The sequence below is a fragment of the Sphingopyxis sp. GW247-27LB genome, assembly GCF_002277025.1.
GTDB lineage: Bacteria > Pseudomonadota > Alphaproteobacteria > Sphingomonadales > Sphingomonadaceae > Sphingopyxis.
Genome location: NZ_NIWD01000005.1, coordinates 82,974 through 104,925, shown reverse-complemented (window position 1 = coordinate 104,925; position 21,952 = coordinate 82,974). Strand labels below are relative to the sequence as shown.

The window sequence follows — 21,952 nt, the reverse complement described above, 5'->3', positions numbered from 1 at the left end:
TGCAATAGGCCCCGTCATCGCCGCGGCTCCAGGCTGGCACCCACTAGGTCGCCGCCGAGCACGCGCGGGTCGGTTGCCGAGACCGGTCCGTTGCCAAGCGCATCGAAGAAGCCATCCTCCTCGCCGGCGCCGGTCAGAAACTGCTCGGGCCGGATATCGCCGAGCAGCAGCCGCACCGCCTGGTACGTGGTCTGCGCGAGGTTGGGGTAGGATTCGACGCCCGACGCGATCACCATCCTTGCGGAGCTGTCGCGGCGGATTACCATTGTCGTCGGCGTGATTTCGACGCCGAAGCGTTGGCCGAGCTCCGGGCGGCGTTCGAGGTCCATCTGCGTGACCTGCCAGCCGGTCTCCTCTCGAAAGCGTTCGAGGATCGGCCATTGCACGCGGCAATAGCCGCACGACGCGCGCGAGAACATGACGAGCGCGAACTGCCCGGCGTGGGCGCGCAGATACTGGCGGCGAACCGCCTCTTTCTCGGCGCCCATCGCCGCGCGCGCGTCGCCGACCATCGGGTTTGCGGACTTGGCGTTGAGTTCTGGGTTCTGAAGCAAGACGATCTGGGTCACGCCCGCGAACGCCCGCGCCTTGCGCCGCGCGAAGTCCTGCAGCCGCCAGAAGTCCGCGACCGCGTCGACAGTGAGCACGGTCGCGGCATAATCGCGTTGCTGCTCGATCAGCTTACGGATCTTCGGCGGCGTCCAGGTTGCCAGTTCCGCCATCGGCGGGATCGCCGGTTTTACCAGCGCATCAGGCTCGGCGGCCGTATCTTCGGCAGGCGGCGGCGCCTGATACCACCAATAGCCCTGTTTGGACTCCGGGGACGCGGTGCGGGCGGTTGTGGTCGGCTGCGCGGCGGCGGGGACGGTGATGGCCGTGGCGAGCGCCGCGAGGAGGGAAGGACGGATCACAGCAGCCTCTCCATGCGGGTTAGGCGTGCGATCGGCACCGGGCCGTAATAGCGGCTGTCGAACCCGCTCGGATGCGGCGATCCGACATAGACCGTGCCCTGCGGAATCAGCCCGTGATCGGGCCGCCAATAGTCGAGCCGCTGGCCACCCCGGCCATAGGGCTTGGTGACGCCGAGCAGGACGCCTTCGCAATAATAATAACCGTCCATGGCGTCGGGCGCCATCGCCGAGGGCTTCTCGATCAGCGATATGCGTTCGCCGGGCATGCAGAGTGCGCGCTTGGTCACCTTGACGGGCTCCGGGCCGGCGAGTGGATGCGAGAGCATGAACAGGACGAGGTCGCCCTTCGCGATCGACCCCGGCGCCGCGCGCACTGCCCAGGCGTCGATCGACGGCGACATCACGAGAATGGCTTGCGGGATCGCCCACCAGGTCAGCAGTGCAAGCGGCACGATAATCGCCGTTGCCTTCCAGAGCCGGTCGGGGCGTGAGGGTTCGCCGAGTCCAGGACCGCCGAGCGCGACGGCCGCGCGCCGCGGCAGTCTCTTCAAACCGATCGCCAGATGCTTACCGGCCTTCCAGGCGAGACTGAGCATCGCGCACCTCCTCCTTTCCGCCGAGGCGGGCAATTTCTTCGAGCAAACCGGAAAGGGCTGCATCGCCATAGGCAACGTGCGCCGCGCGCGGGCTTTCTTCCTCGCGTTCGCAATAGGGGAGCGCCGGATCGCCGGGGATCATGGCGAGCGCGGGAACGCGGGTGGCGCCGTGCTGGCGGAAGACGAGGGGGTCGACGATCACCTGCACGTCGCGCATTACGCACGCTGGCCCCTCGCAGCCGGGATCGAAGCGAAGGATCTCGGCGGTGAGCTTCGCCATCGGCGCGACCTTGGTCATCCCGCCGGGCATCCCACGGAACGCGAGGACACCGCGCGCCTTTTCGAGCTGTGCCGCATAGGTGCGCAGCGTCGAGGTCGGCATCGACGAGGAGACGAACAGCACCGGCACCCAGCCTTTGGCCACGGGTGCCGGTCCCGCATCGGCGACCGCCTTGATCTCGGGCGCTTCGAGACCGAGCGCCTGGCCGAGCCGCTTCGCCATCGCCTCGCGCTCGGCCGCGAAGCGGTCCCTGCCGGTATCGAGCGCATCGCGCGCGCGGGCTTCCATCGCCGACGACTTGGCGCGGCCGCGCATCGCCTCGAAGGCGCGTCGGCGCTCGGCCTCGCTCGGCTGGGGCAGGTCGGATGGGCCGTTTTGCTGCTCGGCCTTGCGGCGCGACACCGTGCCCTTCAGCCGGTCCATCGCCGCGTCGCTCTCGCGTTCGACTTTCTCGCGCGCCGACGGCTTGTCGTCGGTGCCCGGCGATATCTGCGCCGCGGCAAGTCCGGCGATGCCCGCCGCGCCGGCGAGCGCTAGCGCGAGCACGGCGCGGCGCCTAGCGGCCGATAGCCTGCATATAGGCATCGATGCGATCCTTCATGTCTGACTGGATGTCGGCCTGCGCGCGGGCCTCGATCTCGGAATAATATTCGGAAAGGTCCATCCGGCTGAAATCGAGCGCCTGGAATTCCTCCGGCGTGAACCCGCGGCAGTTCGGCGTCTTCACGGGTCCCCAGCCATCAGCGAACGACTTCAGTTGCGGGCGGCCCTGTTCCTGGATGATGCGGCCGAGCTTGGTATTGAAGCAGCAATGGCTCCGCGATTTCTGGACGCAGACGCCGAGAATTTTCGACGAGCAATAGGAGCCGACCTCGACGCACATTCCCGAGCCGCGCAGCATGCCCGTCTCCATGTCCTGCTGGTCGCAGGACGAGAGCAGGAACTCGATCATGACGTTGACCGCGAGGCTGATCGCGATCGACGTCGGATCGATGCCGACGATGATTGCATTGGCGCCCGCGCTCGCCGCCTGGCTCGCGGTCGCGCCCGCTTGGAAGGCAGCATATGCGGCCCTTGCGCCGGTGAACACGCCCTTGGCGATCGCGATCTTGGTCTGCGTCGACGCGATCGACGAACCCATGCCGTCCTTGACGATCTTGTCCTTGTCCTTGCAACAGTTCGAGAAGCTGGTCTTGAGCCCCGCGGGCCGGCAGCGCAGCGCGCGGCCGCCGAAGATCTCGATATTGCCGAGGCAATTGCCATCGGCATCGACTGCGCCGTCGGCGGGCGCGCCCGGATCGTCGACGACGGGCTCGTCCTCGATCGGGTTTGCTGCGGTATCGATGCAGGCGTTCGGCGAGCAACTCGGCACGCCGCCACTTGCCGGTGTCTCGCAAACATATTGCGAACCGAGCGGACAGGACCAGGCTCCGCCGGGCTCGGGCGCGCACCAGGCGCGCTCGATTGGGCATTGCCAGCTGCCGCCTTGCATCCCGACGCAGCTCGCGGTCTCCCCCGCGTCGTCGGCATCGCCATTGCCATTGAGGTCGACCGCGCAAATCTGCTGCGCCCGCGCCGACGACGCATGGACGGCGAGCGCGAAGGCGATGACGCCGAACAGGATCAGCGCGAGCCGCGACGGCCAGAAGAGAAAGCGGCCAATCATCGTGTTGTCGCCGTGCAAGCGAGATCGGCGCCGGCAAGCCGCACCGTCTGCATCATGACCACCGCCTCAGGAAACGTGTCGAGGCAGCCACAAGGCGTGACGATCGTCTCTCCGGGGCCGGCAGGACAGACATTGTCGAGCGAACAGGCGTGATAGAAGGTGTCGAAGCCGGTCGGGCTGGTCTGCTGCGCGCCGACGACGCCTGCGGGAGCGGCGTCGGTATTGGCCTTCGGCGCGCGCGTTTTGCAGACCGCCTCGCAAGCCGGAACCGAGCCGCGATCGGGAAGCGCGAAGGCGCGCGTCGACGCGGTGCTGCCGCCATCGCCCGTCCGGACCCGGTCTGCGAGCAGCGTCTCGGTCGAATGGTCGATGATATAGGCGCCGCGCGACAGATCGGGTTCGGGGATCGCGCCGGTGTCGATCGCGCATCTGTAGGACCGCTGACGCAGGAAAAAGTCACGGGTGAGGGTGGCCGTGCAACTGCCGGTGCCGAATTGCCGCGATCTAGGGAGCGGACGAAGCCCGGTGCCAACGCCGTTCAGGAACGTCTGGACGCCATCGACGCTCTCGCTGTCGAGGCGGCACTTCGGATCCGCGCCAATGCCTGCGCAGCGGTCGACCAGCCGGTCGCTCGGCTCGCAGGCTTCCGAAACGTGAATCTCGACATCGACCAGCCCCCACTGGGTCGTGAGCGGACCGCCGCCGCCACCGCCCCGCACTCGCGCGGACACGGTTGTTGGCGTCGCCCGTAGCTCCTCCGTGAAATCATAAGGCGTATAGTTGCGCGCCGCGCCGCCGTCCGTGCGGCAGTCGCCCGAGGGTAAGCCTGTCGTCAGCCAGGGGCGCGGCCCCGCGGAGCCGACGATGCGGCCGTTGACGCGGCCCTGAACCCAGTCGTCGGCGCCCATCTCGACGATCCGCGCGGACAGGAGCTTCGCGGGATCACTCACTTCGAAGCGCGCGGTGAAGATCGGCGGGGAGCTGCTGCAATTGCCGTCGCCGATGATGCGGAAGCGCCGGCAGCCTTCGCCGCAGTCGCGGACCGAATAGATGATGCCCGTCGCCGAGACGATATCCTCATAGGCGAGAGGCTGAAGCGTGACCTCGCGTTCGATCGTGCAGGCGCGAACTTGCTCGGCCTTGCCGATCCCGGCAGGCGATCCTTTCAGGCTCTGGAAGAGCGAGCTTCCCGCCGCGGCCGCTGCGGCATCGCCGAGGATCGTGGTCGGATTGCCGCGATACGCCGTTTGCGGAAGGTTCGGCGAGGCGGTGCAGGCGGTCGATTGCGCGCCGACATACTGAATCAGCGGGCCGTTGATGCGCGCCTCGGCGACGCCGATGCGGGGATCGTGGCTGGTGAGCGCCCCGATCGCGCCGCCGCCAAGGTCCTTGAGGACCGAAGGCAGGTTGGCCATCACGAGGTTCGCGCCGCAGCTGTTGTTGACGCAGTAACAGCCGGCAAGCTCGCTCATCTCGACCACGGCGAGCCCCAGGCCACCCGAGGCATCGACATTCCAGCGATGATAGTTGCACGCGTTCCAGCTGCCGGGCTGGCAGGAGATGACGCCGTTGGCGCAGATGCCCGAGACCGGAACGGGCAGGATGGACACGCGGTCGAAGCTGCTGTCGAGATCGGTGTCGCGGGCGATGCGGACAGTGGTGATGTCGCCGGTGCCGCCGGGCTGGATCAGGATTTCGAGGAGGCTGGAAGATTTCTGGCAGGCGAGGCTCGGCGTAAAGCTCTGGCTGTGATCGACGGTTGCGATCGGCTGTCCGCTGAGGCCGGGGGTGAGATAATTCCCCTGGATCGCCTCGCTGGTCGAGGACTTGGCGCGCGAAGCCTCGGCCGCAGTGCGCGCGCGGTCCTCGACCGATTGTGCCAGCGCGATGGCGGGAACCAATGCCGCCATCGGCAGCAGGACGAAAGGATGCCGGCGCTTCACGAGCGACCACCGTCCATGGTCCGCGAGCCATGCGGGAGCCGGAACAGGTCTCCCGCCCGGCACACTTCGCAACCGGGCGGGAGGTGCCGATAGACGGCCTGGCCCTCGAAGACAGTGAGCACGGCCTTCGCCCGGGGACGCAGCGGGGTCAGGGCTTGGCTTTCTTCCAGCGCGGGCGGTTCGGCCGCATCGGCTGAAGGTGGAGCGGCGCCCGAGAGGGGGCAGGGCGCCGCTCCCGTCTCATGCGGCTGCCGGCAGCCACCGGGGCTGTGGCGGGCAGACCGGGCCGATTCCGGGCTGCGCACGAGACGATCGGGGAGTGCCGGATCAGGGCGTGGAGATGCCGGCACAGCAAATCGCTTTCTCGAAGAGCATGAACTGGGCGTTGTCCTTGCCGGGCGCGTGCTTGGCGCTTGTCCAGAGCGCGCCGGGACGGCCTATGTTGACGCACTTGCCGCCCTTCACCGGCTCCATGAGCTGGAGCTTGTACCGGCTCTTGGTCCAGATCGGCTGCGGCTTGAACGAGCAGCCGTCCGCCGAGTGGATGGTGAGCGCGCCGAGCCGGCCCATCATGAAAGTGCCGCGGGCGGCGAGCCCCGCCCAGGCTTCGACGCGGTCGCCCATGTGGATGTCGCCGGCCACGGGATAGGTGCTGCCCCAGCTTCCCATGCACCAGAAGAGGGGGTCGATGACCTTGCCTGCGGCGGCCGCGGCGCTGTCCGACATGCAGGCGAGACCGGCCGCGGGATTGCCGAAGAGGATGCCCTCGGGCTGGATGATCGCGCCGAGCGTTCCCGACTGCCAGGTCGGCATGACCTCGGTCATCAGCGCCACGTCGAAGCCGTCATCCTCGAGACATGGCAGGTCGGTGAACATGTCGAGCATCTTCCAGACCGGCGCGACATAATAGTGCAGCTGCGCGAAGAGCTTGGTGGTGTTCGTCCCGTCTGCGATCGACGACTGGCTGCCCTGGAGCTTGCCGCCGGTCGACATGATGTCCGCACCGAGCGCCATCATGCAGCCGGGCTCGGTCACGACGTCGATCATGCGGTTCGGGGTCCAGAAGCTGACCTTGACACCGAACCAGAAGGTCGCGCCCTTGCGGCAGGCGCACAGCGGCTTCGATGCAGATTGCGCGTCGAGCGCCTTGTCCAGCTTGTCATAGCTGCCGACGCGGACGCCGCCGATGGTGATCGGGAAGATGCAGTTCCAGCGCACCTTGGTGATCGGGTTGAACACTGTGTCGGTCGGGCATTTGGAAGCATGCGCGGGAGCCGGGATGAACGCGAGCGTCGCGCTCAGCATGATGGTCGCCGTGCCGAAGAGGGATCGACGCGCGGTTGACCCGGTCGGGCGGTCAGAGTGCTCGCATTGCGGCGTGGGCATCGACACGCGCGGGCTTCGGCGAGCAGGCATGGCTTCTCCGTTTCGCCGGATAGGGCGCTGAAAAACTGGATTGGTGAGAACTTCGATTCTTCCGTCCTCAAGGGAAGGTGGCCTGTCCGGTACGTTCGGCGCAACCGGATGGGCAGTGAGTTGCACACGAGAGGCATGGCGCTGCCGGTTTGCAGATAAGCTACCATGGAGAAGCAGGAGACGGGTTCAAAGCCGCGAACGCATCTTGTCCGGCGCCCGGCTGACGTCCCGACGGATATCGAAGCGATAGGAAATCGACCGAGCGAAAAACCTCTCGAATATCTTCGAGTTAAAAGAAGACGCCCGCCCAGCCAGTGCTGAGCGGGCGTCAAGATGAAGATCTCTGTCCTCGTTTCCGAGTAGGAGCTCCTCTGGGTCGCGGCGTCCGATTACGCGAGTCTTTGGATTCGCGATTGTATGAAGACGCCAAAAGATCAGCTCGGCAGAGCTATCGCAAATTAGTCGCGTGCGCGGGTGTGTTCATCGTGGCCGCGTCCATTCGCTCTAGCGCGAACTCGGTGACCTCCAGCCTTTGTCCGACCTGTGCAACTATCACCGGCGCAACGCTGAGATTGAGCCGATCCCTGACGCGTTCTTCGAGAACGAAGAGCGGACGGGAGATCCTCTCTCCGATCGCTATCGGGTCGACCGTCTCGGCATGGCCGCCGGCAAGCAGTATCCAGTCGCTCGCCCGCGCTTGGCCGATCGCCCAGTCGAGATCGCGCGGATGAACCACGACCAGGCGCTGCGGCATCGACACATAGCTCAGCGGGTTGAAGGTGTAGCCCTTAGGGTAGAGCAACTTGCCGTTCGGCAGCCGGATTTCGAAATCGAGCGTGTGAAACGGCACGACAGTGCGCTTCCTGTTCGCGCGTGCGACGCCGAGCGCGGCGGACTGCATCGCGCTCCACTTCTCGCGCGGTCCGAAACGATCCGCGACGCTTTTCGGCTGCTGCGTGACGCGCGCCTCGATTTCGGATAGGGCATCCGGCTCGGCGATCGCCCAAGTGCGTCCGATCGCCGCTGTCTGGCCAAATGCCGTCGCCGCGACGACGAATGCACCGAGCACGAGCATCATCGAGGTGCCAAACTGCCAGGCGGCCACGCGAACGCTGACGGGGTCATGTTCCACGGCGATATTCCCTCCATCTTTCTCGCGGATCGGAGGTGCTGGCGCCGATGATCGCCCCGACAAATGAACCCAACGAGAGAAGGCTCAGCACGACGATGAGAGATCGTGGCGAGCTTTCGATCGGGCTCGGAGCGGCGAGTAGGATGAGGGCTTGCGCCTGACCGAGCATCAGGCCGCCGACGGCGAGCCTGACCGCGATCGGCGAGGGCGTGCAGGAGAGAAGACCGTTCATCGTATCCGCCGATGCCCGCGCCAGCGGAGCATCAAGGCGCTCATCACGGACGAAAGCCAGATGAGAAGCAGCCCGCTCGCGAAGCAGGTGATCCCAACCGTCACCGATGCCTGCGTGACCAGCGACGACGGCTGGTCGACCAGCCGTCCGACAACAAGAACGAGACCGGCCATCATGACGGATTCGATCACGACGAGCCGGAACCGCCAGCCGAGTGCCTGCCGCTCCGCCACCGCCGCAACGGCCGCATCGAACAGCGCCCGATCGGAGGGCAACATCGCGTCGAGGTGCATCTCGAACTGGTCGGGATGGATAGATCGCCGTTTCATGCCGCCTGCTCCGATGCCGGCGGCCCGTTGGGGCGATTACCCAAGATCTCGCACGGATCGACACCGGCGAGCTCGCACACAGCCTCGAGCGGCGATCGCCCGTTCCGGATGAGTGCTTCGAACGCCGCAACTTCGCCCGGCGCGCTGGTGTTGATCCAGTAGCTGAAGGAATCCACGACAAGCCGCGCCACGCCGAGCCCGAGCGGAGAATCGATGAAGACCTCGCTATAGTTGGGCTTGTTGTTACGGACCGATTTCAGGAGATCGAGAACGAACCCGGAATAGTCAAGAATCTTGCTCTCGACAGCGCGATCGTAGGTGGAGCCTTGCAGAAGGAACCGCGTCGCCGCGTTCTCGAGGATGACTTGGCCTGTGCCGCCGAACAGCGTGAGGTCATTCATCGACTGGAGGACGATGCCGAAGCTGCCCTGATATTTTCGCGCCCGTCGGTAGCCCTGCGCGAAGGCCTCGGCAAGCCGGGACAAGTCCTGGCCGTCGCTTTTGGTCATGAACTGCGCCGCTTCGTCGCAGAGCACGAAGCGCGGGCGATCACGGGCGGAGAGATAGAGTTCCTGTGTGACCGCGTTCACGACGACCATGACGATGACATTGAACAGGTCCGGCATCGATTTCAGCCGTTCGAGCTCGAGCACGACGAACTCGTCGGACGAGATGTCGAAGGTCGATGGGCCGTTGAAGAAATGCCCATAGGCGCCGTTCGATGCAAAATCCCGCAGGTTGAACGCCAGTTCGCGCGCGACCGGCTTCAGATGCTCGACCTTGTCGAGCTCGGACTCCGCGAACTCGGGATAGGAGCCGAGCCAAGCCCGGACGGCGTCAATGCCTTCCTCGGCATGTCCCGCGTCGATGGTCCACTGGACCGCCGATTTGAGCAGGTTCCACTCCGACGTCGACACGCCCTTGCGCGTCGCGGCATTGGCCATTTCGGCAACGATAGCGACCGCCATCGCGATCGCCGACTGCTTGTCCTCCCCATCGAGGGCAAGGCCGAGGTCGAAGGGATTGAGAACAAGCCGCTCCTCGCCGATATCGATATAGCGGCCCGAGCACAGCGTGCAGAGCTTGCGGTAACTGCCGCCGATATCGATGATGCGGATCAGCGCATTCTGGGCGTAATATTGCCGGCAGAGGTCGTTGAGCAGGAAGCTCTTGCCCGCGCCGCTTTCTGCCGCGACGACGAAATTATAATTGTTGATGCGCGGGTCGAAGAGATCGAGCGTGATGAGCTGCCCCTTACGCCCCGTGTAGAGCAGGGCAGGGCGGCCGCCGCCGCGGAAATCGGCCTGGATCGGCGCCATCAGCGCCGCCGCCTTCACTGGCATTCGAAAGTCGCGCTCGAGCATCTTGATCGTGCGGCGCTCGGGATAGAGGCCGAAGGGCAGGCTTGCGGTCAGCAGGATCGGATTGAGATAGCTCTCCTCCTGAACCATCCAGGGCAGCGGCTCGCTTTCCCAGAGCCGCTTGGCGCGCGCGGCCATCTCGCGTGCCTGGTGCCGGTCGCGGCCGAATACCCAGACTGTGGGCATCACCGACACGAAGCGGCTGTTGCCAGCTTCGTCGAGTACCCAGCCAATCTCTTCGATCTGTTTTCCGACCTCGACCGCGAAACTGCCCGCCGCTTTCTGCGCCGACAGGATCTGCGCCCGCTTGTGAATTTCGAACTGCGAATGGTCGAAGAGGATGTTGAGGCAATAGAGGAAGGGGCCGCCAATCTGGTCGCTGTCCTCGGCGCTCCCGCGCATCCCGCCCATCAGCCGGTTCATGTGTTCCGCGGTAACCCGCCTCGCCGGCGCTTTCGGCGTCAGGCAGCGTGCGACCTGGCCCCCGAGGAACACTTCGGGTCCGTCGAAAGCGAGATCGGGGCCGGCATCGACGATCTGCTTGCGGATCGGCGGGGCGGGGTGCCCGGCTGCACCGCTGGCGAATACGCCAGGAGCGTCCTCGAAGACGCCGTTGAAGATACGGCGATAGAAGGAGATCATTTCGTGCGGCTCGACGCGGCGAATGCCGAGCTTGGCAAGCTGCTCTTCGATCTGGCGGCGCAGGTCGCTGTGCATGGGGGCGCGCGTTTTGACAGCGAGGAAGGTCCGGAAATCACGCACCGGAATGCCGTGGAGCGCGCCAAGCCCGTTCCGGCCTTCGTTTAGATAAGCGTGCGTCCGGCGCGCCGATGCCTGGATCAGCGGATCTGGCCGGGTCTTGAGGTCGAGATAGGCGTCGAGCGCTGGCGCAATCAGCGGGTCGGCGAAGCTGATAAGCTGGACGACGCTGTTCTCGGGAAACTGGACGTTGAACAGGCCGAGCAGCGCCTGGTGAACATGCGCGAACATATAGGCGGTAGGGGTCAACTCCCAAGCATAGCCCCAGCCATCATCGATGCAGAGAAAGGCTTCCTCTTCCTCGACCCAGGCGACGAGCGGGAGGAAATCCGAATAGCGGTCGCGCGCAACGGCGCGGTGCAGGTCGGAGAAGGTAAGACCACCGCCGGTTCCGGGCGCCTTCATGGCCGCGGCTCCGCGCGCGCGGGCACAACCGGCGGCGTCAGTTCGCTTCCGGGCACCTCGCGGATCTGCTCGAGCACCGGCACGCGCGCCGCGGCTGAGACCGGCGGCACGAGATAGCCGCCGACGACCCAGGAGGGGGGCTCAAGCACCGAATAGACGAAACGCGGCATATAGAGCCGGTCGGGCCGGTTCCGATCGGCATAGGGCAGGATCAGTGTTCGCACCGCCTGCGCCGGCCGCAGCATCGGCGCCTCGGGCGCCTCGATCAGCCCCTGAAGCTCCCGGTAGACGCTGTCGCGGTAATCACCATAGGCATCAGCATCGCTGCGTCCTCGGCGCGCGGTGCCGCGCTGGTTCGCCTTGAGCAATATCTTGTCGCGTGTCACCGCCGGGTCCGAACGCGAAGCCCGGCCCTCCGCCGCATCCTCATAGGCTTTCTCGGGATGGATGCACTGGCCGTGATCGTCGTTCTTGCAGCTGAACTTTTCGCTGTACGGCGACATCGCTGAGCCGAGCGTTGCGCACCCTGAGAGTGGCAAGACGCCGGCAAGCAAGAGTGCGGCTGAGCAGAGGCGCGCGCGGCGCCGGTTTGACATATCGGTCATCGATATTCCTCCGAGGATGGGCGGGGGCATCAGAACTTGCTCCCGGCGGTCGGCTTGATCTCGAGCGTGACGCCTTCCTGGATGACGACGACGACGTCCTTGGCGGCGCCCACTTCGACGATAGGTCCCGCCTGCCGCGCGAGATCGAGATAGAAGTCGGTGAGCTTGTCGGACGACTTCGAGAGGCCGCCTGCGATCCCCACCTTGGCGGCGTCGCCGACATCGAGCGTCCGCACCGAACCCAAGGCCGATGTCGACACGTCACCGACCGTGTTCTCGACCGTCTGGCTGATCCCGCTGATCGTGCCGGCGATGAAGGCGCGCGCGAGACTCGCGCCGGCGCGCGTTACCACCTTGCCCGACAGCCCCTTCTTGCCGTCGGTGTCGACGAAGAAACCCTTGATCGGCTGGTCGACCACCGAGCGTTCGTCGAAATCGACGCAGGACAGCGATACGAGCTGGACCTCGACCCGCTCCTTGGCGAGGCTGCCCGTCGCGTTGCCGATGACGAAGCAGCCCGAGAGATTGGCCTTGACGTCATTCGGCAGCACGGCGGGCGCCTGGACGCGCGCAATCAGCGGCTCGGGGTTCGAGGTAGCATCGCGGCTCGCGAGCGCGTCGATCCCGGTCAGCAGCCGCGCCTTCATGAAACCAGGTGGCAAATAGATCGTCCGGGTCTTTTTTTTAGCGCCAGACGGCGCGCCCTTGCCATCGGCCGCGGCAATCGTGCCGGGGGCGGTCACCGCGGCGCCGATCGCGCCGACGGCCTTTTCAACCGGGGGCGCAGGAGGAGCAGGGGGCGCCGCGGGTGGTGAAGGAGGTGGCGGGATCTCGCCCGTCGCGATTTCGGCATCGCCGGGCGCGGGTGGATAATCCGGTATCGCGCCCGGCAGAGCCGGGGGAAGCCCGGGGTCGCCGTCGGGAGGTGCGCCTGGCTTGCTGCCGGGCACGACCTTGCCCTCCTCGATCGCGGTGACGCGGTCGCCGAGCAAGGTCTGGCCATCGAGAATCTTCTGGAGGTCGCCCCGCAGCTTGGTCTCGAGGCTGTCGCCGCGCAGGCCGGCGCCCATGTCGAGCTTGGTCACCGCTGGCGCCTCGGGCGCCTTCTCATCTCCGCCTGTACTCGCCGCGTAGAGACCGGTACCGAGCATCGCGACGACGCCCGCGACACTCAACTGCTTGGCGCGCAGCTTCTGTTTCGAGCCCAGCGTCGCCCAGCGCTCCTTGAATGCGAGAAGAGCGGGGCCGCGAGTGGCCTCGGGCGGAAGCGGTTTGCCGACCTCGCCGAGATCGAGCGGCTCTTGTTCGGGCGTGTCGTTCATTCGCCGTCTCCCCGGCGGATAACGATCAGCCGCGCGCTTTCGCCCGCCTTGAGGCTCAGTCGGTCGAGCGTGACTGCGAAGATGTCGATGCCAAGCGCGCGGTCGAGGAACTGCTGTTCCTCGAGCACGACATCGCTGTCGCTACCGAGGCGATACTCGGAGACGGAAAGGCCGGAGCCTTCGATCGCGAGACGCCGGCGCTCGACGAGCTGCGCCGAGGGGAGGCCGGCAATCGTGATCGTTCCCGACCGCGGCGCGACCTCGGTGAAGCTTGCCGGCACGCGGTCCTGAAGCATCGCGAGCGTGATCGACACTGCCCTCTCTTCCTCGACTAGCGGCCCGAGCAGCTCCTCATTGGCCCGTGCGCGCTGCGGCCGTCCGGGAGCAAGCGTGACCGTTTGCGCGGGAATTTCCGTAGGCTCGGCATAGAGCGGATAGATGGCCCCGTTGCAGCTGATGAAGAACTCAGAGGGTGTCGTCACATAGCTGCGCGTCACCATACCCATATCGTCGACTTCCTTGACGAGAAACTTGATCCAGGCGTCGGAGCCCGCGCGCTCGACCGCGATCGCCTTCTCGGCCGAGAATTTTACATCCTCGATCTCGCCGCCGACGCAGACGATATGATTGACGTCGCGGTTTGAGAGGCGGATCGTGCTCATCTGGTCGGGAAGGACGGTGATGGCTTGCGCTGATGCGGGCGCGGGCAACAGCAGCGCGGCAACGGGCAGCGCCGCCGCGAGCCTAGCGAGGCTGGACATCGAATTTCTCCTCGGTGAGCGAAATGACCCAGAAGCGTCCGTTCTCGACGGCGTAGCGGACGCGAAGTTCGCCGCGGAACTTGCGGATGACACCGCCGATCACGCGGACCTTCTCGATCGGGACCAGGATGTCACGCTCGGTCCACTGGACCGGCTGATCGGGGCGGATGTAGGTCGCGATCGACAGCGTCGGATTGCCCGCGAGCTCGTCCAATATGCCGTTCAGGCTGTCGCGCATGCTGTCGTACGCCGATGGATGGACGATCGAGAGCAGTTCCTGGAACTGCCGGTCGGCCGAGTAGGCCGAATAGGTCCCGGCGAGCGCGACGATATTGCGCGTCATCGTGCGGATATAGGCGGCCGATGGCTTCGAGCCGGTCACATAGAGATCGCCGCCCGAACCGAACGGCACGACCACCGTGCGCTCTTTCTGGTCCGAGCTGTAAATGACCGTGCCAAGCACCGCGGTAATGCCGAACAGCCCGACGATCGCGAACTTGAGCAGCCGGTTCTCTTCGAAGAGGTTCGATGAGCCCTGAATGTACCGATGGATCCCGAAGCTGGCGGGTTTACCGAGCAGCGGGTCGACCGGCGCGCTTCGGGGTTTGCGATGACGCGAGAACATCTGCGGCCTCACTCGTAAAATCGGGTTTGGGTCGGACCCGGATAATGGCGAAAGCGAAGCATCCCCCAGCGCCATGCGAGATGGGCGAGGAAACCGCGCGGCTGCGCGCGCTTCCATGGCAGGAAAAGGAGAAGGGCCGCGATGAACGCCCAACCGACCAGTCCGCCGACGATGACGGCGACGAAGATGGTGGTGACCACCAACACGAACTCGTCCGATCCGAACCACAGGATCTGAACCGGCTTGTGCAGATATTGGGGCAAGCGTTCGTCCATCGACCCTTCTCCTCCTGCTACGGTCCTCACCAGCGAAGCAAATCGAAAGCGAAGACGAGGGTCCGGGAGCACTTCCTCCCGGTGACCGGAACGTGGGCGAGCGTGGAACCCGAATGCTTGCCCACGTTCCGATGCCGTCAGATCACCATGCCGAAGGTTTGAAGGATGCTGTCCGCCTTAATGAGGCAGACGGCAGCGACGATCGTCGGGATGCCGATCATGATATTGCTGAACAGTCGCGACACGCCGAACAGGAAGGCGGCGACGCCCCCGACGAAGCCGAGCGGGCCTTTGACACCCTGGTTCACGACAATGTCGTAGATGTCGTAGCCGAGATCCCCCGCCACGGGCGCGGTAAAGGCGTGGGCGCTTGCCGCGAGGAGCGACAGAAGCAGGACCGGTACGCCGACATCGGCGGCCGAAAGTACGGTTCTGGTAAGTTTTTTGACCATGAATGATTGCTTTCTTGGGCATTGGGCCGCCCTGAACTCTGCCTGCCGGCATCGATGGTGATCGTTGTCGGCCGACGGCGGTGCTGGACGGCCCGAAGGGGCGTCGCCGCCGGCATTCCGGTGCGTTGGGACCGAGAGCGATGATGCTCTCTGCGTCCGAGCAGCCGCCATGAAGAGATGGAATTCAGCGAGAGACACGGTTGGTCTTCGCCGAGGATAGAAAGGCCTCGATCTCGGCCTGCTGAAATCCGGAGATGAGCTTGCCGCCCGCGATCAAGGTCGGCGTCCCGCTGACACCAGCGGCGCTGACCACTTTGGCGTGAGCTTCGACCTTTCCGCGGCCTTCAGCGCAGGTTCGCAGCGCTGTCGGCGCGGCACCCGAATAGATGGCTTTAAAGGCTACCGCCTTATCGACTGAGCACAGGATGTGCTCGGACTTTGCCGCGGCTTCCGGATGAATGCCGCTCACGAAGAATATGAGACGCCGGACCGGTTTTCCCTCGGCGGCCTTCGCTGCCCAATATCGATTAAGCGCGCGACAATAGGGGCAGTCGGGATCGGTAAATTCGATCACCGTCGGCGCATCCTTGGGGCCGATTTCAAGCGCCTGTGAGGAGTCTATCGATTTCAGACGGTTGGAGATGCCGGCTTCCTGCGCGAGGGCTGTCAGATTGACGCCGTTCTTGTCGAAGATCGACGCGAACAAGAGATGCTCGCTCTCGGGCGCATAATAGACGATCCGGCCGCCAGCACTCGCTTGATAGATCGCGCCTTTCACCGGCGCCGGTTCGAAATCATCGAACTGGAGATTTGTGAAGGTTTGCTTGAGTTGCTGCTCCGCCTCCGCTGCGGCTTTTGCCAGCAACACCTTCTCCGTCTTCTCTTGTGCACAAACGACCGGCGAGGCGAGAAGTGCGGCCGCCGCCAGTAAGACGGCAGGTTTCTTGAAGGGGCCGTTCGCCGATAATGACGATAACCGGAATCGAGGCGCAGCACGATCGTTCGCGGAATCGCATGACATGAGTCCTCCCTGGCGCGACGGCGCCCGTTCGATGTGGGTTGCGTGAACGTCCGATGAGGCAGCCAGTGATAAGTCAGCCGGTCGGAACGGAGGGATAGATGGACGCGCTGTGAGCCAGCGGCAATCGTGAGGGCAGGCGCGTTCCCCAAGGCGGCACGATTGTGCCGCAGCCGAGCATCGTGATTCCAACTTTCATATTGGAATCAATGAATTGAAGGGAATTGCGTCAGGCGCGACACAGACTGAAATCCTTGAAGATGAACGAAGCTAATAGACTGAAAGCATCTCTACTTGCTGTGTCGCTCAGCGATAGCCAGCCTCGCATGGAGCGCTAGCGCACCACATACTATTCGGACGGAAGCTCATGTCGGACACCAGGACATGCGAGAAGGGCGGCGTCGCTTCGCTGGATCAGCTCAAGGAGTTCTCTGGGCGGCGCATCGAAAGCGAGCGTCTTCGCCGTCGCTTGAGTCAGGAGCATCTTGCCCGCAGAGTTGGATTGAGCGTTCGTTGGCTACGAGAGATCGAGAGCGGTAACCCGGCCGTGGCGCTCGATGACCATTTACGTTGCGCAGCGGCGCTCCGTCTCGCGCCCGCGTTCGTCCTTCTTCCCTTGTTGGACCCTGACTACAGCCAAGCTTCGTCGATCGATCCAGCGCCATTCGAATGGGCCGACATCGAATATCTGATCTGGACTCATATCGGCAGACGAGCAGGATGGGCTGCACACCGCGGCGAATTTGAACGCGCCCAGGAACCTCTGCGCGCCGAGGTTCGAGTCCCTGCTGAAAATCAGTCAAGAACAGCACAATCTTTACCTGCTACTCAGGATAGGAGCTAAAATTGCTACTTCTGAAAATTTGTCAAGTGAACCAGGGACAAGGATTTGCGTACCCGAGTTGCATTGCGATCAGAACGACGAAGTTCGGGGCAAACCGACATCCCAGGATCGTCCAGAACTTGCCAAGATACTCGATGGCTTCTGAGCTGCTACCCGTTTCTGGACCGCCCTGCTGGCAGCCTTCCAGCGTGCTGACATCAGGGCGGGCCATGTGCCGCTGATGCCAACATGAGCGATATCGGTGATTTGTTTTCGATCGCGCTGTGCGGTCGTACCTCGTTGTAGTCCCTACGCCAAGCCTCGCATTTTCGCACCGCGTCATCCAGGCTCATGAACCAGTGGGCGTTAAGGCATTCCTTGCCGTTGAAGCTCTCGATGAACGCGTTGTCGGTGGGCTTGCCAGGCCGCGAGAAGTCGAGCGTCACGCCCTTCATGTAGGCCCACAGATCGAGCTCGCGGGAGATAAAATTCGCTGCCATTGTCAGCCCTGATCGAGGCGGGATAACCCACTTGCGCGCAGCCCCGTTCCAGCACCTCGAACACATCCGGTGTCCGGTGCAGGCGCGATTGCCGCTCGACGACGTGTTCATCGCGCTGAAGGACGTGATCCCACACCTGACACGCTCGTCGCTGCACCGTTGCCTGCAACGCCACGGGATCAGTCGGTTGCCCAAAGCCGATCGGGAGAAGCCGAAGAAGTTCAAGAAATATGAGATTGGCTACTTCCACGTCGATATCGCGGAACTGCGCTATGAAGGCGGAAGAGGCTTCCTCTATGTCGAAGTGGACCGCACCTCGAAGCTGGTGTTCGCCCGCATCTATCGCCGGGCGACCAAGCTTGCCGCGGCAGCGTTCCTGCGCGTGCTTATCAAGACGGTGCCATACAGGATCCGTGGCCTGCTGCCGGTTTGGTGGACACCGAGATAGGGTGTTTCCACCTATCGGAGGTCCACAATGCAAAGAAGGAAGTTCAGCCGCGAGTTCAAGCTTGAGGCGGTGAGGATGGTCCGCGAACGCGGGGTGACGATCGCGCAGGCGTCGCGCGATCTGGATGTGCATGCGAACGTGCTGCGTAAATGGGTCCGGGAGCTTGCCGCCGATCCGGGTCATGCCTTTCCCGGTCACGGTCAGATGAAGCCGGAGCAGATGGAGATCGATCGCCTGCGGCGCGAGCTGGCCAAGTTGAAGGCGGAGCGCGACATCCTAAAAAAAGCCGCCGCCTACTTCGCGAGGGACTCGATATGAAGTTCCAGTTCATCGCGAAGCACCGAGGGATCTGGCCGGTGGCATGGATGTGCGGGGCGCTCGGTGTCTCGCGAAGCGGCTTCCATGCCTGGCTGATCCGCCCGCCGTCGCAGCGTGCCCGCGACGACGAGGTGATCGGTGCGAAGGTCCGTGCCAGCCATGTAGGAAGTTATCGCACTTATGGCGCGCGCCGTGTCTGGCACGACCTGCTGGCCGATGGGGTGTCCTGCGGCCTGCACCGGATCGAACGGCTCATGCGGGCGCAGGGTCTGCGAGCGAGGCCGCGGCGACGCGGGCTTCCCAAGGATCACGGCGATCGTTCGGTCATCGCCGGCAACGTGCTCGATCGCCAGTTCACGGCAGACAGGCCGAACCAGAAGTGGGTGGCCGACTTCACCTATATCTGGACGGCCGAGGGATGGCTCTATGTTGCTGCGGTGATCGACCTGTTCTCGCGCCGGGTGGTCGGATGGTCGATGACTCCCAACATGACAGCCCAGCTCGTCACCGATGCGCTGATCATGGCGATCTGGCGGCGCGGCAAGCCCGATGCTCTCCTGCATCACTCGGATCAGGGCAGCCAGTATACCAGCGAGCAGTTCCAGCGGCTCATGGCCGACAATGGGGTCACCTGCTCAATGAGCCGGTCCGGCAATGTATGGGATAATGCCGCCATGGAGAGCTTCTTCTCCTCGCTCAAGACCGAGCGGATCGGGAAGAAGATCTACCGCACGAGGGCGCAGGCGAAGGCCGACGTGTTCGATTATATCGAATGCTTCTACAACCCGACCCGGCGTCACTCGACCTTGGGTTACCTCAGTCCTATCGACTTCGAACGTGAAGCTGGGGTAGCCTGAATGAACTTATCTCGGTGTCCACCAAACCGGCAGCAGGCCACCGTAAGCGCTAATTTACCCCCACATTTTCGAATGTTCTGAGATCGTTATGTTGCGCGCCTTCTGTATCGGGAGCGTAACTAGCGATGGGCGATGTAACGACGTTCGAAAGTAGCTTCGAAAGCAACGGGAACGGTCGTGCTCGCCCGATGGAGGTGATCCCGGCGGGTCGCGAGCGTCGGCAGTGGACGCCGGAAGCGAAGGCCCGGATCATCGCCGAGAGTATGGCGCCGCGGGCGAACGTCGCGGATATCGCGCGCCGGAACGATATCCTGCCGCAGCAGCTCTACGCCTGGCGCCGGGAAGCGCGCGAACGGATGGAATCGGACGACGCGCCGGCCTTCGTTCCGGCAATGGTCGAGGAGCCGAAGGCGCAGGGCAGCGGCGCCGAGATCCGCATCAACATCAAGGGCATGACGATCCGCATTCCCGACGGCGTGACTGCCGACCATATCGAGCGGGTGCTGCTCGCGGTGCAGGTGTCGACATGATCATCCCGCCGGGACCACTCAAAGTGCTGGTGGCGGTGAAGCCGGTCGACTTCCGCAAGGGAATGGTGGGCCTGGCGTCGCTCGTGCAGCACGAGCTGAACCGCGACCCCTTCTCCGGAATCATGTTCGTGTTCCGCCGCAAGCGCGCCGATCGGATCAAGCTGCTGCTATGGGACGGGACCGGCCTGGTGCTGGTGACGAAGCGGCTCGAGACGGGCACGTTCCGCTGGCCGCGCTTCGGCGACGGGGTGATGAGCCTTACCGCGGCGCAGGCTTCGGCGCTGATCGAAGGGCTCGACTGGGCGCGTGTTCATGCCCCGCGTGTGGCGCGTCCGGTGATGGCGTTATAGGCCGTGAAAATGACTCGTCTTGCCGCACAAAACGGGCAGAAAACCGCGAAATAATGTATCCATCCGCACCATGAGCGAGGGGGTGGAAGAGCTGCCCGACGACGTCGAGGCACTAAAGGCGATGATCATCGCCGAACGGCTCCGCTCCGCCCGGCTCCAGCACCTTCTTGATGTCCTCAATCGCATGCACTTCGGCAAGCGGTCGGAGAAGATCGACAGCGGCCAGCTCGCGCTGGCGCTCGAAGATCGCGACGTATCGATGGCCGAAGCCGAACTGCTGGTCGAACAGGGCGAGGAAGCCACCGGCATCGCGCCGCCGCGGCGCAAGCGTGCGGCGGACGAACCCGCGCCTCGCTGCCGGCGCATCTTCCGCGTCACGAGATCGAGATCGCGCCGGAGGCCGGCTGCTGCGCGGGCTGCGGCGGTGCGCTGCACCGGATCGGCGAGGATCGGTCCCAACGACTCGACATCATCCCCGCCCAATATCGCGTCATCGTGACGGTGCGGCCGAGGATGGTGTGCCGATCGTGCGGCGATAGCGTCGCGCAGGCGAAGGCTCCCGCGCATGTGGTGCCGGGCGGCCTGCCGAGGGAAGCGCTGCTCGCCGATATCCTCGTCAAGAAATACGCTGATCACCTTCCGCTCTACCGGCAGGCGCAGATGTTGGCGCGCCAGGGCGTGACGATCGATCGCGCGACGCTCGCGGGCTGGGTCGGCCGCGCGGCGGGCTATCTGAAGCCGATCGTCGACCGGCAGAAGGCGGAGCTTCTGAAGAGCGATCGCCTGTTCGTCGACGAGACCACCGCGATGGTGCTGGCGCCGAGCAGCGGCAAGACGAAGACGGGCTACCTGTGGGCGATGGTCCGCGACGACCGCCCGCATGGCGGGGTCGATCCACCCGCGATCGTTTACAGCTACATGCCGGGCCGGGGCGGCATGTGGGCGGCGAAGCTCCTCGGCGAGTATCACGGCATCCTGCAGGTCGATGGCTATGAAGCCTATGGCCAGTTCGGCAAGGCGGGACGTCCCGGCGGACCCTCGGTGCTGGCCTATTGCTGGGCGCATGTTCGCCGCGGCTTCTTCGACGCCGGCGGCAAGGGCGATGGCGCGCCGATCGCCACCGAAGCGCTGCACCGGATCGGGCTGCTCTACAACATCGAGCGCGAGATCCACGGTCGCACGCCCGAGGAGCGCCTTGCCGTCCGCTAGGCGCGGTCCAGCCCGATCGTCGACGAGCTGCATGACTGGCTCGACGCCAAGCGCCGGCGCATGTTCAGCGGCTCGCCGACCCTCAAGGCGATCAACTATGCACTGAGCCACTGGGCCGGGCTCGTCCGGTTCCTCGACGATGGCCGGATCGACATCGACAACAACCCGGTGGAGCGGTCGATGCGGCCGATCGCACTCCAACGGAAAAATGCGTTGTTCGCGGGCCACGAACTGGGCGCCGAGAACTGGGCGGCGATCGCGTCGCTGATCGAGACCTGCAAGCTGGGTGCGATCAACCCCGCCGCCTACCTGGCCGACGTCCTTGCCCGCATCGTCACCCGCGGCGACGGCGAGCCCATCGATGACCTGCTACCTGGGAACTGGGTCGATACAAAGGCCGCCGAAATGACGTTCGAAACGAGTGCCACCGCCAACGCCGCCTGAGCAAAGCACGATCGAAATTAGATACAACGAAATTAGGCGCCAGCTTCTAATCGAAGCCCGCGCCCGTCCGCCCCGCGTGGGGGAAAATTATCACTTACCAGGATCCACACCATCCTGACAGATAACGGCGTACAGTTCGTGCAGCGGGACCAAGGCGGCCCACTGGGATGGATCGGCCATATCTTCGGCCGTGTCTGCGAGCAGAACGGCATCGAGCATCGCCTCACCAAGCCCTATGACGTGACCCCCTGATTTTCCTCCAACAGTGATTAGAGTCCGGCCTTGAAGGAAGGACGGACAGATGAAGCGTTTGAGGTTTTCGGAAGAGCAGATCATTGGTGTGCTGAAGGAAGCGGAGGCAGGCGCGAAGACCGGCGAGCTGGCG

Annotated in this window: 22 protein-coding genes and 4 pseudogenes; 8 read left to right on the top strand and 18 right to left on the bottom strand. The window is 64.5% G+C overall.

Going from position 1 to position 21,952, the window contains the following annotated elements:
• Positions 1–14: 14 nt before the first annotated feature.
• The 17 genes from CD928_RS05005 to CD928_RS04930 all read right to left on the bottom strand — a co-directional run bounded on the left by CD928_RS05005 (position 15) and on the right by CD928_RS04930 (position 16,091).
• On the bottom strand, positions 15–911 hold the full coding sequence (locus tag CD928_RS05005) for a conjugal transfer protein TraF (RefSeq protein WP_255247040.1): 897 nt from the start codon (positions 909–911) through the stop codon (positions 15–17).
• On the bottom strand, positions 908–1,507 hold the full coding sequence (locus CD928_RS05000) for a S26 family signal peptidase (protein WP_095385766.1): 600 nt from the start codon (positions 1,505–1,507) through the stop codon (positions 908–910). Before CD928_RS05000 ends, CD928_RS05005 begins: the two co-directional genes overlap by 4 nt.
• Positions 1,479–2,210: a type-F conjugative transfer system pilin assembly protein TrbC gene (locus tag CD928_RS04995; protein ID WP_255247051.1), complete on the bottom strand. Its 732-nt coding sequence runs from the start codon at positions 2,208–2,210 to the stop codon at positions 1,479–1,481. Before CD928_RS04995 ends, CD928_RS05000 begins: the two co-directional genes overlap by 29 nt.
• Before the next feature lie 133 nt (positions 2,211–2,343).
• Positions 2,344–3,453: a conjugal transfer protein TraN gene (gene traN / locus CD928_RS04990; protein ID WP_095385893.1), complete on the bottom strand. Its 1,110-nt coding sequence runs from the start codon at positions 3,451–3,453 to the stop codon at positions 2,344–2,346.
• On the bottom strand, positions 3,450–5,396 hold the full coding sequence (locus CD928_RS04985) for a hypothetical protein (protein ID WP_369679299.1): 1,947 nt from the start codon (positions 5,394–5,396) through the stop codon (positions 3,450–3,452). The genes traN and CD928_RS04985 overlap by 4 nt, the downstream gene beginning before the upstream one ends.
• A 327-nt stretch (positions 5,397–5,723) precedes the next feature.
• Positions 5,724–6,701 carry a TraU family protein gene (locus CD928_RS04980; protein WP_095385761.1) on the bottom strand — a complete coding sequence of 326 codons (978 nt, stop codon included), beginning with the start codon at positions 6,699–6,701 and terminating at the stop codon, positions 5,724–5,726.
• A gap of 559 nt (positions 6,702–7,260) precedes the next feature.
• Positions 7,261–7,887 (bottom strand): conjugal transfer protein TraW, encoded by a 627-nt coding sequence (locus CD928_RS04975; RefSeq protein WP_095385887.1) that lies wholly within the window; start codon positions 7,885–7,887, stop codon positions 7,261–7,263.
• A gap of 46 nt (positions 7,888–7,933) precedes the next feature.
• A complete protein-coding gene (locus tag CD928_RS22930; protein ID WP_141237088.1) occupies positions 7,934–8,176 on the bottom strand; it encodes a hypothetical protein in 243 nt (80 codons plus the stop codon).
• Complete coding sequence (locus CD928_RS04970; RefSeq protein WP_095385758.1) at positions 8,173–8,505, bottom strand: hypothetical protein; 333 nt, start codon at positions 8,503–8,505, stop codon at positions 8,173–8,175. The genes CD928_RS22930 and CD928_RS04970 overlap by 4 nt, the downstream gene beginning before the upstream one ends.
• On the bottom strand, positions 8,502–11,030 hold the full coding sequence (locus CD928_RS04965; protein WP_095385755.1) for a TraC family protein: 2,529 nt from the start codon (positions 11,028–11,030) through the stop codon (positions 8,502–8,504). The genes CD928_RS04970 and CD928_RS04965 overlap by 4 nt, the downstream gene beginning before the upstream one ends.
• Positions 11,027–11,635, bottom strand: a complete 609-nt coding sequence (locus tag CD928_RS04960) for a TraV family lipoprotein (protein WP_054588710.1) — start codon at positions 11,633–11,635, stop codon at positions 11,027–11,029. The genes CD928_RS04965 and CD928_RS04960 overlap by 4 nt, the downstream gene beginning before the upstream one ends.
• 29 nt (positions 11,636–11,664) lie before the next feature.
• Positions 11,665–12,957 (bottom strand): TraB/VirB10 family protein, encoded by a 1,293-nt coding sequence (locus tag CD928_RS04955; protein ID WP_054588709.1) that lies wholly within the window; start codon positions 12,955–12,957, stop codon positions 11,665–11,667.
• The gene (locus CD928_RS04950; protein WP_054588708.1) at positions 12,954–13,718 is read right to left on the bottom strand and encodes a type-F conjugative transfer system secretin TraK; all 765 of its coding nucleotides are present in this window, start codon (positions 13,716–13,718) and stop codon (positions 12,954–12,956) included. Before CD928_RS04950 ends, CD928_RS04955 begins: the two co-directional genes overlap by 4 nt.
• Positions 13,702–14,343 carry a TraE/TraK family type IV conjugative transfer system protein gene (locus tag CD928_RS04945; RefSeq protein WP_054588707.1) on the bottom strand — a complete coding sequence of 214 codons (642 nt, stop codon included), beginning with the start codon at positions 14,341–14,343 and terminating at the stop codon, positions 13,702–13,704. Before CD928_RS04945 ends, CD928_RS04950 begins: the two co-directional genes overlap by 17 nt.
• An 8-nt stretch (positions 14,344–14,351) precedes the next feature.
• Positions 14,352–14,618, bottom strand: coding sequence for a type IV conjugative transfer system protein TraL (locus CD928_RS04940; RefSeq protein ID WP_054588706.1), 267 nt, complete (start codon positions 14,616–14,618; stop codon positions 14,352–14,354).
• 137 nt (positions 14,619–14,755) lie between these two features.
• Positions 14,756–15,070: a hypothetical protein gene (locus CD928_RS04935; RefSeq protein ID WP_054588705.1), complete on the bottom strand. Its 315-nt coding sequence runs from the start codon at positions 15,068–15,070 to the stop codon at positions 14,756–14,758.
• 184 nt (positions 15,071–15,254) lie between these two features.
• Positions 15,255–16,091, bottom strand: coding sequence for a DsbC family protein (locus CD928_RS04930; protein WP_082665251.1), 837 nt, complete (start codon positions 16,089–16,091; stop codon positions 15,255–15,257).
• A gap of 364 nt (positions 16,092–16,455) precedes the next feature.
• Here CD928_RS04930 and CD928_RS04925 point away from each other — a divergent pair, with 364 nt between their 5' ends.
• Positions 16,456–16,932: a helix-turn-helix domain-containing protein gene (locus tag CD928_RS04925; protein WP_081997358.1), complete on the top strand. Its 477-nt coding sequence runs from the start codon at positions 16,456–16,458 to the stop codon at positions 16,930–16,932.
• 197 nt (positions 16,933–17,129) lie between these two features.
• Here CD928_RS04925 and CD928_RS04920 read toward each other — a convergent pair.
• A pseudogene (locus CD928_RS04920) lies at positions 17,130–17,433 on the bottom strand (integrase core domain-containing protein); the annotation flags it as partial.
• 54 nt (positions 17,434–17,487) lie between these two features.
• On the opposite strand from CD928_RS04920, the pseudogene CD928_RS04915 reads away from it, so the two are divergent.
• From CD928_RS04915 to CD928_RS24000, 7 genes and pseudogenes are all read left to right on the top strand, one after another.
• Positions 17,488–17,823 (top strand): annotated as a pseudogene (locus CD928_RS04915) (IS481 family transposase); the annotation flags it as partial.
• A gap of 63 nt (positions 17,824–17,886) precedes the next feature.
• Positions 17,887–19,034 (top strand): IS3 family transposase gene (locus CD928_RS04910; protein ID WP_095385752.1). Its coding sequence is split into 2 segments (ribosomal slippage): positions 17,887–18,145 and positions 18,145–19,034, totalling 1,149 coding nucleotides; the frame shifts between segments, so codons are not numbered across the junction.
• A gap of 125 nt (positions 19,035–19,159) precedes the next feature.
• The gene (locus CD928_RS04905; RefSeq protein WP_081997356.1) at positions 19,160–19,564 is read left to right on the top strand and encodes a transposase; all 405 of its coding nucleotides are present in this window, start codon (positions 19,160–19,162) and stop codon (positions 19,562–19,564) included.
• Positions 19,561–19,914: an IS66 family insertion sequence element accessory protein TnpB gene (gene tnpB, locus CD928_RS04900; RefSeq protein ID WP_054588704.1), complete on the top strand. Its 354-nt coding sequence runs from the start codon at positions 19,561–19,563 to the stop codon at positions 19,912–19,914. The genes CD928_RS04905 and tnpB overlap by 4 nt, the downstream gene beginning before the upstream one ends.
• Positions 19,915–19,984: 70 nt before the next feature.
• Positions 19,985–21,567 (top strand): annotated as a pseudogene (locus tag CD928_RS04895) (IS66 family transposase).
• A 99-nt stretch (positions 21,568–21,666) separates the two neighbouring features.
• A pseudogene (locus tag CD928_RS23720) lies at positions 21,667–21,801 on the top strand (IS481 family transposase); the annotation flags it as partial.
• 67 nt (positions 21,802–21,868) lie between these two features.
• Positions 21,869–21,952, top strand: an 84-nt coding sequence (locus CD928_RS24000) for a transposase (protein WP_369679301.1), incomplete at its 3' end; no start/stop codon positions are given.

Excerpts from the sequence above, each read along its gene's own strand:
- CD928_RS05000 (WP_095385766.1), bottom strand. The coding sequence starts at position 1,507 with ATGCTCAGTCTCGCCTGGAAGGCCGGTAAGCATCTGGCGATCGGTTTG.
- CD928_RS04995 (WP_255247051.1), bottom strand. The coding sequence starts at position 2,210 with ATGGACCGGCTGAAGGGCACGGTGTCGCGCCGCAAGGCCGAGCAGCAA.
- traN (WP_095385893.1), bottom strand. The coding sequence starts at position 3,453 with ATGATTGGCCGCTTTCTCTTCTGGCCGTCGCGGCTCGCGCTGATCCTG.
- CD928_RS04980 (WP_095385761.1), bottom strand. The coding sequence starts at position 6,701 with ATGCTGAGCGCGACGCTCGCGTTCATCCCGGCTCCCGCGCATGCTTCC.
- CD928_RS04975 (WP_095385887.1), bottom strand. The coding sequence starts at position 7,887 with ATGCTCGTGCTCGGTGCATTCGTCGTCGCGGCGACGGCATTTGGCCAG.
- CD928_RS22930 (WP_141237088.1), bottom strand. The coding sequence starts at position 8,176 with ATGAACGGTCTTCTCTCCTGCACGCCCTCGCCGATCGCGGTCAGGCTC.
- CD928_RS04970 (WP_095385758.1), bottom strand. The coding sequence starts at position 8,505 with ATGAAACGGCGATCTATCCATCCCGACCAGTTCGAGATGCACCTCGAC.
- CD928_RS04965 (WP_095385755.1), bottom strand. The coding sequence starts at position 11,030 with ATGAAGGCGCCCGGAACCGGCGGTGGTCTTACCTTCTCCGACCTGCAC.
- CD928_RS04960 (WP_054588710.1), bottom strand. The coding sequence starts at position 11,635 with ATGACCGATATGTCAAACCGGCGCCGCGCGCGCCTCTGCTCAGCCGCA.
- CD928_RS04955 (WP_054588709.1), bottom strand. The coding sequence starts at position 12,957 with ATGAACGACACGCCCGAACAAGAGCCGCTCGATCTCGGCGAGGTCGGC.
- CD928_RS04950 (WP_054588708.1), bottom strand. The coding sequence starts at position 13,718 with ATGTCCAGCCTCGCTAGGCTCGCGGCGGCGCTGCCCGTTGCCGCGCTG.
- CD928_RS04945 (WP_054588707.1), bottom strand. The coding sequence starts at position 14,343 with ATGTTCTCGCGTCATCGCAAACCCCGAAGCGCGCCGGTCGACCCGCTG.
- CD928_RS04940 (WP_054588706.1), bottom strand. The coding sequence starts at position 14,618 with ATGGACGAACGCTTGCCCCAATATCTGCACAAGCCGGTTCAGATCCTG.
- CD928_RS04935 (WP_054588705.1), bottom strand. The coding sequence starts at position 15,070 with ATGGTCAAAAAACTTACCAGAACCGTACTTTCGGCCGCCGATGTCGGC.
- CD928_RS04930 (WP_082665251.1), bottom strand. The coding sequence starts at position 16,091 with ATGTCATGCGATTCCGCGAACGATCGTGCTGCGCCTCGATTCCGGTTA.
- CD928_RS04925 (WP_081997358.1), top strand. The coding sequence starts at position 16,456 with ATGTCGGACACCAGGACATGCGAGAAGGGCGGCGTCGCTTCGCTGGAT.
- CD928_RS04905 (WP_081997356.1), top strand. The coding sequence starts at position 19,160 with ATGGGCGATGTAACGACGTTCGAAAGTAGCTTCGAAAGCAACGGGAAC.
- tnpB (WP_054588704.1), top strand. The coding sequence starts at position 19,561 with ATGATCATCCCGCCGGGACCACTCAAAGTGCTGGTGGCGGTGAAGCCG.